This is a genomic window from Rossellomorea sp. KS-H15a, from assembly GCF_024195245.1.
GTDB classification, from domain to species: Bacteria; Bacillota; Bacilli; order Bacillales; family Bacillaceae_B; genus Rossellomorea; species Rossellomorea vietnamensis.
Genome location: NZ_CP096886.1, coordinates 2,002,647 through 2,016,680 on the forward strand (window position 1 = coordinate 2,002,647; position 14,034 = coordinate 2,016,680).

Annotated in this window: 13 protein-coding genes; 6 read left to right on the forward strand and 7 right to left on the reverse strand. The window is 45.1% G+C overall.

Annotated features, from left to right (window positions below):
• Positions 1–124: 124 nt before the first annotated feature.
• The 3 genes from addB to M1J35_RS10320 all read left to right on the forward strand — a co-directional run bounded on the left by addB (position 125) and on the right by M1J35_RS10320 (position 8,546).
• Positions 125–3,607, forward strand: coding sequence for a helicase-exonuclease AddAB subunit AddB (gene addB, locus M1J35_RS10305; RefSeq protein WP_254653564.1), 3,483 nt, complete (start codon positions 125–127; stop codon positions 3,605–3,607).
• Positions 3,600–7,367, forward strand: coding sequence for a helicase-exonuclease AddAB subunit AddA (gene addA / locus M1J35_RS10310; protein ID WP_254653565.1), 3,768 nt, complete (start codon positions 3,600–3,602; stop codon positions 7,365–7,367). Before addB ends, addA begins: the two co-directional genes overlap by 8 nt.
• Before the next feature lie 876 nt (positions 7,368–8,243).
• Entirely contained in the window at positions 8,244–8,546 is a 303-nt protein-coding gene (locus tag M1J35_RS10320; protein WP_034763372.1) for a hypothetical protein, read from the forward strand.
• A 46-nt stretch (positions 8,547–8,592) separates the two neighbouring features.
• Here the strand turns inward: M1J35_RS10320 and M1J35_RS10325 are convergent, their stop codons facing one another.
• The 6 genes from M1J35_RS10325 to M1J35_RS10350 all read right to left on the reverse strand — a co-directional run bounded on the left by M1J35_RS10325 (position 8,593) and on the right by M1J35_RS10350 (position 10,584).
• Complete coding sequence (locus tag M1J35_RS10325; protein WP_034763373.1) at positions 8,593–8,811, reverse strand: spore germination protein; 219 nt, start codon at positions 8,809–8,811, stop codon at positions 8,593–8,595.
• A gap of 86 nt (positions 8,812–8,897) precedes the next feature.
• Complete coding sequence (locus M1J35_RS10330; RefSeq protein ID WP_224520490.1) at positions 8,898–9,305, reverse strand: spore germination protein GerPE; 408 nt, start codon at positions 9,303–9,305, stop codon at positions 8,898–8,900.
• Positions 9,306–9,308: 3 nt separating this feature from the next.
• The gene (locus tag M1J35_RS10335) at positions 9,309–9,488 is read right to left on the reverse strand and encodes a spore gernimation protein GerPD (RefSeq protein WP_224520489.1); all 180 of its coding nucleotides are present in this window, start codon (positions 9,486–9,488) and stop codon (positions 9,309–9,311) included.
• On the reverse strand, positions 9,463–10,092 hold the full coding sequence (gene gerPC, locus M1J35_RS10340) for a spore germination protein GerPC (RefSeq protein ID WP_229595796.1): 630 nt from the start codon (positions 10,090–10,092) through the stop codon (positions 9,463–9,465). Before gerPC ends, M1J35_RS10335 begins: the two co-directional genes overlap by 26 nt.
• 32 nt (positions 10,093–10,124) lie before the next feature.
• Positions 10,125–10,349, reverse strand: a complete 225-nt coding sequence (locus tag M1J35_RS10345; protein ID WP_224520487.1) for a spore germination protein GerPB — start codon at positions 10,347–10,349, stop codon at positions 10,125–10,127.
• A gap of 13 nt (positions 10,350–10,362) precedes the next feature.
• Positions 10,363–10,584 (reverse strand): spore germination protein, encoded by a 222-nt coding sequence (locus M1J35_RS10350; protein ID WP_224520486.1) that lies wholly within the window; start codon positions 10,582–10,584, stop codon positions 10,363–10,365.
• A gap of 130 nt (positions 10,585–10,714) precedes the next feature.
• On the opposite strand from M1J35_RS10350, the gene M1J35_RS10355 reads away from it, so the two are divergent.
• The 3 genes from M1J35_RS10355 to M1J35_RS10365 all read left to right on the forward strand — a co-directional run bounded on the left by M1J35_RS10355 (position 10,715) and on the right by M1J35_RS10365 (position 13,240).
• Entirely contained in the window at positions 10,715–11,902 is a 1,188-nt protein-coding gene (locus M1J35_RS10355; protein WP_224520485.1) for a DUF418 domain-containing protein, read from the forward strand.
• Between the two features lie 24 nt (positions 11,903–11,926).
• Complete coding sequence (locus M1J35_RS10360) at positions 11,927–12,796, forward strand: fumarylacetoacetate hydrolase family protein (RefSeq protein WP_229595800.1); 870 nt, start codon at positions 11,927–11,929, stop codon at positions 12,794–12,796.
• Positions 12,797–12,868: 72 nt separating this feature from the next.
• Entirely contained in the window at positions 12,869–13,240 is a 372-nt protein-coding gene (locus tag M1J35_RS10365) for a YisL family protein (protein ID WP_060670344.1), read from the forward strand.
• 145 nt (positions 13,241–13,385) lie between these two features.
• On the opposite strand, the gene M1J35_RS10370 is transcribed toward M1J35_RS10365, so the two are convergent.
• Complete coding sequence (locus M1J35_RS10370; protein ID WP_060670340.1) at positions 13,386–13,949, reverse strand: DUF2777 family protein; 564 nt, start codon at positions 13,947–13,949, stop codon at positions 13,386–13,388.
• Positions 13,950–14,034 lie beyond the last annotated feature (85 nt).

A 14,034-nucleotide genomic window follows, 5' to 3' on the forward strand; every position in this document is an offset into this window, starting at 1 on the left:
CCAAATATTTTCAATCAAAATTGAGACGGGAAAGATTCGTGGTTGTGTACTATAATGAACCTATACAAAAATTCATAAACCCTCTTGGGTAGAATAGATAGAATATAAGAAAAGGAGTGAGAGGATGTCTGTACGTTTTATTCTCGGACGCTCCGGTACGGGGAAAACCCATCACATATTGGATGAGATGAAGAAGAGTTTGTTGGAAGCCCCGAATGGAGATCCAATCATCTATATCGTACCGGATCAAATGTCCTTTATATCTGAATACGAGCTCGTAAACACGCCTGGATTGAATGGTATGATCCGCGGACAGGTGTTCAGCTTCACCCGCCTTGCGTGGAAGATCCTCCAGGAAACCGGTGGAATGAGCCGTTATCACCTATCTGATGTCGGTTTGAATATGATGATCCGGAAGATCATAGACGAAAACAAGGAGAATCTCCATATTTTCACAAAGGCATCGGACAAGCCGGGATTCATTCATCATGTGGAAGCGATTGTCAAGGAGTTCAAACGCTACTGCATAACGCCAGCGGACCTGCTGGGATTCGAGGGAGAAAGTGATCGCTCCAAGGTATTGAAGGATAAGCTTCATGACCTTGAACTGATTTATGAAAATTTTGAGGAAAAGCTTTTTGGAAAGTACATTGATTCGGAAGATTATTTTCAACTGCTGGCTGATCATGTGAAAAACTCCGACCTCCTGAAAAAGGCAGAGATCTACATAGACGGCTTTCATAGTTTCACTCCACAGGAATACCTGATTATCGATCAGCTCATACAACATACGAAAAAAGTGACGGTTGCCCTTACAACGGATCCTGAGCAGCCAATCGACGCCATGAACGAGTTGAGCCTGTATCGGATGACAAACGAAACCTATCATACCCTTCAGGATATATGCAGGGTGTCAGAGGTATCGGTGAATGAAGAGGTACTCACTAAACCGATTCGCTACCAGAGTGAAACGATGCTTCATTTAGAGCGTCATTTTGAAGAGCGTCCAACGATTCCCTATGAGGGAGGAAAGGACACCATTGAATTCCTCGAAGCGTCCAACCGTCGGGCTGAGGTAGAAGGAATCGCCAGGGAGATCAGAAAGCTTGCCCGGGAAGAAGGATACCGCTACAAGGATATCGCCGTATTGGTTCGGAACAGCCAGGATTATCGTGATAAGGTCGAAACGATTTTCCAGGATTATGCGATCCCCTTTTTCCTTGATCAGAAGCGGACGATGCTGAACCATCCTCTCATCGAACTCATTCGCTCCACACTTGAGATCATGAACACGAACTTGAGGTATGAGCCGGTCTTCCGGGCAGTGAAGACAGACCTTTTATTTCCATATCAGAAGAATCCAACCGATTTGCGTGAAAAGATGGACCGGCTGGAGAACTATGTGCTCGCTTATGGAATAAAGGGAGACCGGTGGACGAAGAAAGACCGCTGGAAATACCGTCGCTTCAGGGGTCTTGAACATGTGGACGCACCTCAGACCGACCGGGAGAGGGAGCTTGAGCACGAGATCAATGAATTGCGGTTATTTATCTCGGCTCCGATCATCCGACTGGGAAAACGATTAAAGAAGCGCGCCACGGGACGGGAATACTGTGAGGCCCTTTATCTTTATCTTGAAGAGCTGGATATACCGGCAAAGCTTGAACGGATGCGCATCGAAGCAGAGGAAAAAGGAAATTTGATCGCAGCAAGGGAACATGACCAGGCGTGGTCGGCGGTGATGGATCTCCTTGATCAATATGTAGAGATGCTTGGTGATGAAGAAACGACCATGAAGAAATTCTCATCCATCCTTGATGCAGGGATTGAAACGATGGAATTCTCCTTAGTCCCTCCTGCCATTGATCAGGTCATTATTGCAGATCTCGAGAAATCAAGGCTTGGCGATATCAAAGCCGCGTTCATCATTGGAGTGAATGACGGGGTTCTCCCTGCGAAAATGAATGAAGACGGAGTCCTGTCCGATGAAGATCGTGAGTCATTGATCACAAGGGGATTCAAGATCGCCCCGAGTAACAGGACGAAGCTGTTGGATGAAGAGTTTGTGGCGTATAAAGCGTTCACGACTCCGGCCGAACGCCTTTTCATCAGCTATCCTATCGCCAATGAAGAAGGAAAGGCGCTCTTGCCTTCCTCGTTCATTAAGAGATTGAATGAAATGTTCCCGGATTCACATACAAAGCTTCTCATCAATGAACCGTCGGAACTATCCGAAGAAGATCAGCTTCATTACGTCTGTCATCCGAATGTGACGATTTCCCATCTGACGTCGCAGCTTCAGTTAAAGAAGAGGGAGTATCCGATCCATGACTTCTGGTGGGATGTGTATAATTTTTATACTGAGTCCAATGATTGGAAATGGCATTCCGGGCATATCCTGTCGAGCCTTTTTTATGAAAATCGCGGAAATCAATTGTCAGAAGATACGAGCAAAGATTTGTACGGGGACCATATCCTTGCCAGTGTTTCCCGGATGGAGCTCTTTCACAGTTGCCCATTCTCACATTTTGCGAGTCACGGACTGAAGCTCAGGGAACGGGATTTCTTCAAATTAGAGGCACCGGATATCGGTGAAATGTTCCACTCGGCTTTAAAATGGATCTCAGAAGAAGTGGATCGACATGGACTGACATGGGCATCACTCTCGAAATCCCAGTGTTTGCAGTTGGCGAAAGAAGCGGTCATGATGCTAGCACCAAAGCTGCAGCATCAGATCCTATTAAGCTCGAACCGGCACTATTATATCGCTCAGAAGCTTGAGCAAATCATAGGCAGGGCAAGCCTCATTCTAAGTGAACATGCAAAGGCCAGCGGGTTTGTGCCTGTCGGGGTGGAGCTTGGATTCGGTCCACAGGCGACTCTGCCGCCGTTCCAGTTCCAATTGAGAAATGGGACGAAGATGGAGCTGCAGGGAAGGATTGACCGGGTGGATAAAGCGGAGGATGCAAACGGGGTGTATCTCAGAATCGTCGATTACAAATCGAGCGCCAGGGATTTGGATATGACGGAAGTCTATTACGGTTTGGCCCTGCAAATGCTGACGTATTTGGACATTGTGTTAACCAATTCAAAACAGTTCGTCGGAAAGGAAGCGAAGCCTGCCGGTGTCCTCTATTTCCACGTTCACAACCCGATGATCAACAGCAAGAAGATCCTGACAATGGATCAAATCGAGAACGAAATTTTCAAGAGCTTTAAGATGAAGGGCCTCGTCCTTGGGGATTCCGACATTGTCAGATTGATGGACCAGACGCTCGATACGGGGAACTCCGATATCATTTCAGCAGGGATCAAGAAGGACGGTACGTTATCTTCCCGTTCGAAGGCGGCATCAGGTGAAGACTTTCATTATATGCGACAACATGTCAGAAAGCTCTATGAAGCCTCAGGGAACCGGATCATTTCAGGAGAGACGGATATAGCTCCTTATAAGCTGAAGGACCGGACCCCGTGTCAATTTTGTTCGTACCGTTCCGTCTGTCAATTTGATCAGTCTTTGGAGGAAAACGAGTACAGAGTGCTGCCGACAGCGAAACCGGAAGATTTATTACGGAAAGTGAGAGAGGAGGCAGAATCCAATGAATAATGGCAGTATTCCAGTCAAGCCGGATCATGTTACATGGACGGATGATCAGTGGAAGGCGATCTGGGCAAAAGGGCAGGACATCCTTGTCGCTGCAGCGGCAGGGTCGGGTAAGACAGCTGTCCTGGTAGAGAGGATCATTCAGAAGATCCTCTCAGAAGAAGACAGGATGGACGTGGATGAGTTATTGGTTGTTACCTTTACCAATGCTTCAGCGGCTGAAATGAGACATCGGATCGGCGTGGCGCTGGAGAAGGCAATCGATGAGGATCCCCATTCCCGCCATTTAAGGAAGCAGCTCAGTTTACTGAACCGGGCGTCCATTTCGACCCTGCACTCCTTTTGTCTCGAAGTGATACGAAAATATTATTATCTCATTGATATCGATCCTGGATTCAGGATCGCAGATGAGACCGAAGGAGACCTGCTTCGGGATGAGGTCCTTGATGATCTTTTTGAAGAGGAATACGGCAAGGAAGATAATCAGGACTTCTTTAGGCTCGTCGATACATTTACGAATGACAGGAGTGACGGGGCCCTGCAGGATATGATCAGGAAGCTGTATGATTTTTCCCGCTCCCATCCGAACCCCGATGAGTGGTTGAGAAGACTCAAGGATCTGTATGAGGTGGAAGAGGGGAAGGAAATCGATCAACTTTCCTTTATTGAGCCTCTTCTGACAGATATCCGATTACAGCTTCATGGTGCAAAAAGCTTATTTCAGCGTGCGCTGGATCTCACCCGTGTGCCGGGGGGGCCTGGTCCGAGAGCGGAGAATTTCTTAAGCGATATCGAGATCGTCGAGAGCCTGGAGGAAAGTCTCGCAACTTCCTGGAACACTTTATATGAAACGATACAAACCCTGCCCTTTACGAAGCTGAAAGCATGCAGGGGGGACGATTATGATAAAGAAATAGTGGATGAAGCGAAGAAACTCCGGGATCAAGGAAAGAAGACACTGGAAAAGATTCAGGAGGATTTCTTTTCAAGAAGACCCGGTTCATTCCTTGAAGATATGCGGAAGATGAAGGACGTGATCCACACCCTGGCGGAAGTGGTGATCGAATTCGGTACCCGTTTCAGGCTAGTGAAAGAAGAAAAGGGACTCGTCGATTTTGCTGATTTGGAACATTTTTGTCTCGACATATTAAGGGACCCTTCATCTGAAGCATTGGTTCCTTCAGAAGCAGCGAATCTTTACAAAAATAAGTTCAAAGAAGTACTGGTGGATGAATACCAGGATACGAATATGGTTCAGGAATCCATCCTCCTCCTCATTACTGAGGAACGTGAAGAAATTGGAAACCGGTTCATGGTGGGGGATGTAAAGCAATCCATTTACCGATTCAGATTAGCGGAACCGAATCTGTTTTTAGGAAAGTATACCCGTTTTCTTCCCGAGAGAGGGGAAGCCGGATTGAAGATCGATCTTTCCCAAAACTTCCGAAGCCGGAAAGAAGTGCTAGAAGGGACGAACTTCTTATTTAAACAGATCATGGGTCCATCGGTCGGTGAAATGGAATACAACAGGGAAGCCGAACTTGTAAAAGGTGCTCCGTATCCGGAAGAAACGGAATATCCGATTGAAGTGGCCATCATCGATCAGGAATCGGAGGAACCGTCTGGCGGTGGTGATGAAGAGGGGCTGTCCATCTTTGATGAAGGGGATATCGAGAAATCAGTCCTTGAAGCCCGTTATATGGCTAACAAAGTGAAAAGGATGATCGAAGAGCGGACACCGGTCTATGATGCCAAAACGAAGACCGAGCGTCCGATACAGTACCGTGACGTCGTCATCCTGCTTCGCTCCATGCCTTGGGCGGCAGAAATCATGGAAGAATTCAAGCGCCAGGGAATACCGATTTATGCAAATTTATCTACAGGATATTTCGAGGCGACCGAGATTGCCATTATGCTTTCCCTGCTGAAAGTGATCGATAATCCATACCAGGATATCCCCCTTGCGTCCGTTCTAAGATCTCCGATTGTCGGACTCGATGAGCAGGGTCTTGCCAGTATCCGGATCCATTCCAGGGCAGGGACGTATTACGAAGCGTTGAAGACATTTGCCAGTGAAAAGCCGGGCAATCCCCGTGAAGAAGAAACATTCGAAAAGGTCAAAGTGTTCCTTTATCATCTTGGGAACTGGCGGACGAAGGCAAGGCAGGGCTCTGTGACAGAATTGATCTGGCAATTGTACCGGGATACCCGATTCTATGACTATGTAGGAGGGATGGCCGGTGGGAAGCAGCGTCAGGCTAATCTCAGGGCTCTTTATGACCGTGCCCGGCAATACGAAGAAACTTCCTTCCGGGGATTATTCCGATTCCTGCGATTCATTGACAGGATGAGGGAAAGGGGAGATGACCTCGGAGTGGCGAGAGCCCTGAGTGAACAGGAAGATGTGGTACGGTTAATGACGATCCACTCCAGTAAAGGCCTTGAGTTCCCCGTCGTATTTGTCGCCGGGACCTCTAAACAATTCAACCTGATGGATCTGAATGCAGCATACTTATTAGATAAAGACCTGGGATTGGCCGTGAAATACACTGATGCAGCTAAACGAATCAGCTACCCGTCCCTTCCCCAATTGGCGTTCAAGCGGAAGAAGCGAATGGAAGCAATCTCGGAGGAAATGCGGGTGCTGTATGTGGCATTGACCCGGGCCAAGGAGAAGTTATATCTGGTCGGCACAGTGAAAAGCCTGGAGAAATCGCTGAAGAAATGGCGAGGGGCTTTAAGCCAGACAGATTGGTTATTATCTGATTATGACCGGGCCGGGGCGAGTTCTTATCTTGATTGGATAGGTCCGTCCCTCATGCGTCATCCACAGTGTGGGGAGCTTGGCTCGTCAGGAGCGTCAGGAGTCGGCTTGATGAATGAAGAGATTCTCAAACACCCTTCCTGCTTTCAGATCACGAAAATTCATAAATCCGAGTTGATCGCGGACGAGGATGAGAAAATGAATGAAGAAAAAACGTGGCAGGAGAAAGTGAAGAATGGTGAAGTGGTGGATATTGTGTCATCCCATCAAGAAGAGGTATTAGAACGTCTGTCGTGGGAATACCCTCATATACGTGCTACAAACCTACGTTCAAAACAATCGGTTTCAGAGCTGAAACGGATGGTTGAAGTACGGGATGAAGCCTCAAGTATTGATATCCTGAGGCAGCACCAGAAGCCTGTGTATAATCGACCTCAGTTCATGCAATCGAAGGAACTGTCCCCTGCGGAAAAGGGAACAGCCATGCACACAGTCATGCAGCATATTTCTTTTGACGATGGTGTGCCGACAGAGGAAAAGGTTGAAGATCTTTTGTCAAGGCTTGTCCAGAAAGAAATCCTGACGGAAGAACAGAAACTGGCGGTGTCAGTCGAACACATCGCAGGCTTCTTCAAGAGTGGACTCGGTCAGAGGATGGCAAACGCCCGGAATATAGAGCGGGAAATCCCATTCAGTATGAGCGTCCCCCTTAGTGAAATATCGGAAACGGGTGAAGAAGCACCTGAAGAAACCATACTTGTTCAAGGGGTCATCGACTGTGTATTCAGGGATGAGTCGGGGATCGTCCTATTGGATTACAAGACAGACGGTATCCATGACCGCTATCAGGGCGGGTTCACTGAAGCGAGGCCAGTCCTTGAAGAAAGGTATAAAGTACAAATCGAATTATACACCCGGGCACTGGAATCCATTTGGAAGGAACCGGTAGCAGAAAAGTATCTGTATTTCTTCGATGGAGGACATGTGTTGGAGTTATAAAAGGAAACACTTCGGGGCATTAGCTTCGAAGTGTTTTGTTAAATGAATATCTGAACGATCACTCGAAATCGTTCGGATTAATCATTTAGCTGTTTACATAAATACTTTCACTTTTAGATGTAGCGAGTAGTGGTTGATTTCCGCTGCAGGTGCTCGCTTTCCGCGGGGCGTGAGTTGAGCCTCCTCGGGCTTTTGACCTGCGGGGTCTCAAGATCCAGCTCCGGTGGCTAGCCCCTCGAGGTCATAAGCTAAATGGTCCAAGAAGGCACAAAACGCCTTCTTAGCCCATTCATCTTATGCTTGTCGGGGCTGAGCAAGCCACCTCCGCTTTTCAGGCTTTCCCGCTATTCCCGTCGGAGTCGAGCACCTTCCGCTCCAATCAACTTTCCAAGTGTAAGTTTTCACTATCACAATATAATGTAAAGATTGCTTTACCCTCACATTCACCAACTCTTACCGATTACTGTCCAACCTGACGTGAATGACTCATTTTACTCCAACACATCTAAAATGAGGGAAGATTCGAAACCTGCAGTCTGTGTATGTATAACATTCTGGTGAAATGTTCCTTTTATAATTATTGCTAAAGCACGTTCAGTGTATAAAGCAGGTTCTAGCTATTGATTGGAGTGCAAGACGAAGACTCCTACGGGAAAAGCGGAATAGGTAAGACCCCGCAGGAGCGTTAGCGACGAGGAGGCTTGCCTTCCGCCCGAGGAAAGCGAAGTCTTGCACGGAAATCAATAGCGGTGTAACACAAGTGATCCCAACTTTTATTGTTCCTTTAGAGCAAATGGATTTAGTTATCTCCCAGCCCATTTTTTTGCTACTACAGGGGAATACCTATACTAAACACTTATTGAGGGATGGTGAAAGATGAGTAAAAGAGCAATTGGTGCATGTGAGTTATGTGCCAGGAGAAATGTAGAGATCACGATTCATCACCTCACACCTAAGGAGGTCGGGGGAACATTCCTCCCCACGGCACAACTATGCATCCCTTGTCACAAACAGATTCATTCCCTTTACACAAATGACGAGCTTGGCGCTAGATTGAATTCAATTGAAGAGTTAAGAAAAGATGAGAAGATTCATGCATTCATAAAATGGATCCGTAAGCAGCCGCCTACGAAGTTAATCAAAACAAAGAAAAGTCACGAGCGAAGAAAGAAGAGATAGTCGATACAAAAAAACCAAAAAGCCTGCTGGTGGGCTTTTTGGTTTTTTAGTTATTTCCGGTAATTGGCTGGTCTACCACGTTGCAATCAAATGTTGTATTAACACTAAATACATTGTAGCTCAGTTGAAATGGTCCGGTATTGAATCCACCAGAACCACTGAACGTTTTCGATGCGGACTTAGGGGAGATGATACCTGTATCCCCAAACTGTACACTTCCTCCGCCTACATTAAGAATAGCGACAGGACCTACTAAAGCGGGCATATTCAACATCCTCTTCAAAAAATATCTATACAATTAACCTATGTGGAATAGGTTAGAATGTTCATGTTCCCCGTTTCTACGGGTTTCTAGTCCGGCTGGTCTATGGTTTCAAAGTTTTCCAGCTCTTCATGTTTTTTAGGCTCAAGTTGTCGGATATGTTTTACCCTTGCTTCCATGGCAACATTTGACGTATTTCCAATATGGATAATGGAAGAGAACGCTGTAGCCTTTACAAATATTTGATCCACTTTGATCGGACAAAGGTTCAGTCTGTTGACTCTCACTGTTGGATCGATGGGAGGTTTTTTCAGTGGACCTTGAAAAACATCAGAATCAAAACTTCCTTCACTCGTCAAGAAAAATTCTTTCTCTCGTTGGACCGCATAGGCAAAGGATAGAGCATTTATATTTTCGGAATCGCCTAGTTGATAGAGAGAGCTAAAGGATAACGTTATGCCATCTAATTTGTTTACAATCGAATAACGCTTAAACATCAATCATCCTTTCGGTGTCAGTGGAACGAATGGACCGACGATCAATGACTCTGGCGGTGTATCGAATGCAGAAGTCAGCTGAATGATATCGGCGTCCCCGATCAGGACGAGAGACGAGCTCGCCACCCCTGCAATCTCGATATTACCGACTGACAATTCACGATTGATTACTTGGAGGTTCATTGTTATTCATCCCTTCCATATTCTCCGGCATCTGGGACATAAAGGAGAAGAGTGCCGTTTGAATATCCTGTTTGATTTTTGAAATGATTTTTCTTTCCCATTCCCCTTCAGATTGTTTGGACTCGACATGAGGTATGTTCTCCAGATAGAAATCGATTCTCTGCGGCATCTGATTCAGAAGGTCTTGCTGCACCATTTCATAATAGGAAGGATCGAGGGATCGTTGGAATTGCATTTCATTGTCTTGAATCAGGGCAGGTACTTCGTTTTGAATGTACGCTTGTATTTCTTTCGTTATTCTTTCTTTATAAGGAGTCAGGTCTTTAATCGAATCGACATTCACATTCTGATCCACGGCCAAATCTTCTATCGTATCCTTTAAATTACTTGGATTAAGGCCGATGTTCAATGTGCCGTCCAGAGACTCGACTTTAAGCTGATCGAACTTATATTCAATTTTTTCAACATTGATCTTGGGGGTATCTTTGATCGTCGTCAATTCCTGTGAGAGCTCATCTACTTTCTTTTCTAACGCGACAATTCTCGAATTCAACATGTCGATATACTGATACAGTTGTTGGGGTGTCATATAGTAATTAGTCATCCTGCCACCTCTTTTCTTGTCGCGGACTCTTTTTAAGGCCTTTGAAGAGGAACTAAAGGAGATGCTGATGGTCCCTGTGACACACTCCCGTTCTTTTCTGCTTCAGGAGCAGGTTCTGTGAAACCACCGGTATTATACAGATAGTCATTTGTATTTATTTGTCCACATGTACCAATCTGCAATACAGAAGAATTGGACATTCCCCCGATTTTAATGAAATGTATCTGTATGGATTGTTGAACATAATAATTCGTCATTTTCGCATCACACTCATAGGGTAAAGTTTATTCCTTGATCCATTCCATCGTCGTCAACCGTGTAGGTCAAGGAACTTTCATTATAGACGGAAATCCCTCTACCTGTAATAAATGAACCTGCACCGGCAAAGGTTTTGGCTGTTGATATCGGACTGATGTTAAAGACGTCCCCAATGTGAAAGACGGCACTGGAACCGACGTTTATGACTTGTGCTATTCCTACAATTGCAGGCATTCTGACTCACACCTTTAAGACTAAGTTAATTATTGTTATTCTATGTTAAGAACATGAATAGGTGATAATCGCCTAAATGACCGTTTCAGGTTAGAATAGAAATTAGATCAATGATTTCGGAGGAAAATGAATGAACAACTTGTCGCCAATTGAACAATCAGAACGTATTGTAACTCTCGATGTGATCAGGGGATTCTCTCTGCTTGGCATCTTTATCATCAACATGATTTCCTTCCATTCACCGTTTCTGTACCTTGATCCGTATACCTGGTGGAAAACGCCTGAAGATACGGCATTATTTCCTTGGATTGATGTTTTGGTCCAAGCGAGTTTCTATCCCTTATTCGCCATGATGTTTGGCTATGGGCTGGGGATTCAGCAGCAAAGGGCAACGATGAAAGGAACGTCCTTCTACCTGTTTGGGGTAAGAAGACTCCTTATTTTATTGGGTATCGGCTGTATTCATGCCTTCCTGATCTGGTCAGGGGACATTCTGATAAATTACGCCGTTTTCGGTCTGATCCTTCTTGGTTTCATGCGGCTTTCCGGGAAGGGCTTAATGTGGCTTGGAGGAATTCTATTTCTCATGCCGCAGTTGTTCTTTAGTATTTTACTAGTGTTGATGACATTCTCTGATCCCACGGGTGTGACCAATTATACGAACATTGCCGCATTGCAGGATTCGGTCGCCGCCTATGCGTCAGGAAGCTTCAGCAGTATCATGGAACAGCGCTTTCAGGACTGGTATATAGTGAACTCACCTGACAATCTTTTATTCTTGTTACTTTCGATTCTTCCTATGATGATGATCGGGGCAGGCGCAAGTAAACTTCAGCTATTGAGCAAAGTCAGAAAGCATAAGAAGGTTTGGATGATAACGGGTGGATGTACGTTACTCGTTGGAATCATCATTAAATCGCTGCCGTTACTCATTGAGTCCAACTTCGCTTACAGCTATATACAGGACTTTTTAGGAGGTCCGTTCTTATCAGTATCTTATGCAATAATCCTTTCATTATTATTGTTGAATGAAAAAATGATGAAATGGAGCAAGCCATTCGCTTCAGTAGGGAAGATGTCCCTTTCAAATTACCTGATGCAATCCATCATTGGCACCCTGATTTTCTATTCCTATGGGTTTGGACTTTACGGAGAAGTGACGTTAACGACAGGGACGATGCTCGCAGTGGGGATTTATGTCATACAGGTGATTCTTTCTGAAATTTGGTTATCCAAGTTTCAATATGGACCTGTTGAAAAGCTTTGGCGAGTATTAAGTTATGGGAGACGCAATGTTGTGAAAAAGGGAGAAGTGTAAAACTGGAAAAGGGGATGAAGAAGGATGAAATTCGTTAGCTATGCAGTTGAGGGGAACGAAACATATGGAGTGGAAGTGGAAGGAAGGATCATTGATTTAGCGGGGGTGGATGAATTACCCGGGGATTTACTTCAGGGAATCGAAGCCGGGGAAGATTTTCTTAAACGTGCGGAAGCGGTTCTTAGGGAAAAGGGAGGAGCTCTTCCATCATTCCGAAAAGATGAAGTGCAGTGGCTTTCCCCGATTCCGAGAGTGAAGAGAAACATCATGTGTGTAGGAAAGAACTATCGTGAACATGCCATTGAAATGGGCGGTGAACAGGATATCCCGAAGAATATCATGATTTTCACGAAAGCAACCCACACGGTCATCGGTCACGGGGAAACGGTGCTTCATCATGATGACATCACGGAGGAGCTTGATTATGAAGGGGAACTGGCCGTCATCATAGGAAGGAAAGGGAGAGGGATTTCTCCTGAAGAAGCGATGGACCATGTGTTTGGTTATTCGATCCTGAATGATATCACAGCCCGAGACCTCCAAAAAAAGCATGGCCAATTTTTCATCGGGAAAAGCCTGGATACAACCTGCCCCGTGGGTCCATCCCTTGTGACAAAGGATGAAGTGGATGACCCTCAGAATCTGTCCATCACCACGAAGGTCAATGGCGAAATCCGCCAGTCTTCCAATACGGGACAAATGATTTTCTCCATTCCGACGATTATTTCCACCCTGTCTAAAGGAATGACGTTGTTGCCGGGGGATGTCATTGCGACAGGAACACCTTCTGGAGTCGGAAAAGGCTTCAATCCCCCACGCTTTTTAAGAAAGGGAGATGTAGTGGAAATCGAAATAGAAGGATTGGGAATTTTGACAAATCGGTTACAGGCTTAGTTAAAATTTCTGTTGATGTACAGACTGTGGTAATATTATGAGCGTAAACTATCTACCTGTAGGAGGTTCAATATGTTTGATAATACACATGCCCATATTACAACATGGGTCGTTGCCATCATTCTTTTCTTTGTAGCGGTCGGACTGCATAACGCAGGAAAGAAAAAAGGCATGAAAGTTGTACATATGATCTTACGATTATTTTACTTGCTCATTATTCTCACCGGTGCCCTTTTATTCTGGAAGCATCAGGGAATCAATCCGGCTCTTTATGGCATTAAAGGATTGGTGGGAATATGGGTGATCGGGATGTTTGAGATGATCCTGGTCCGCATGAATAAAGGGAAAAGCACGAATGTATTGTGGATTGTCATGGTGATCGCGCTACTCATTGTTCTATACTTGGGACTGCGTTTACCACTTGGGTTACATCCATTTGCATAGGCTGGAAAGTCTGCTCATTTATGGAGCAGGCTTTTTTATTTTGGTCTTTTCGTCAGATATCTCGCACTACTATCGATTGATGATAGACAAACGCCTGTCGGGTATCTTACCTGACAGGCGCTTGTCTTTTGTATGTGGGGAACGATTAAATATTGAAGCTTTCAATGACAATTCGTCTACCCGTACTTAAAGTGAATTCAAAGCGGTCGCGTTTCTTCTTGTAGTAGGTGAAGTGATGCTGGACGGCACATACTTCCACACCGTTATCAAACGTAATGAAGTTTACGCCTTCCTTGATTTTTTGGTTTCCGAGGAAGACAAGGTGGTTATGGCAAAAAATACTGTCATAAATCGAATAGCCAAGGTTATTTAAGGCTGTTGTAAACTGATGAAAGGCATCATCCGAAATCTCTTCTAATAAATTCTCCAATGAATACAATATATTCTTCTTTATTTGAATTCGATCGCCATTCTCGATTCTTATTCGCTCATAGGGGGTTACGATGATACCGTCTTCCAAGAGAACGCCAGAAAGCCACTCTCCATCTCTATACACTTTCAGTTCATGATTGAGGTAAAATTCGAGCTCAGATTCTTCCTCGGCGTCGATCTCGAAGAAGAACCATGTATCTTCTTCGAATAAAGCAGTGCCTTCGGAAAAAGATCTTTTTTGGGATTTTAAAATGTTTGATCGAAATATGTTGCTCAAGTGAATATCCCTCCTTAACTACATTTCTTGTCATAATTATCATATTTCATTCATGTAAAGATTGATTGAGACAATTAACCATTTC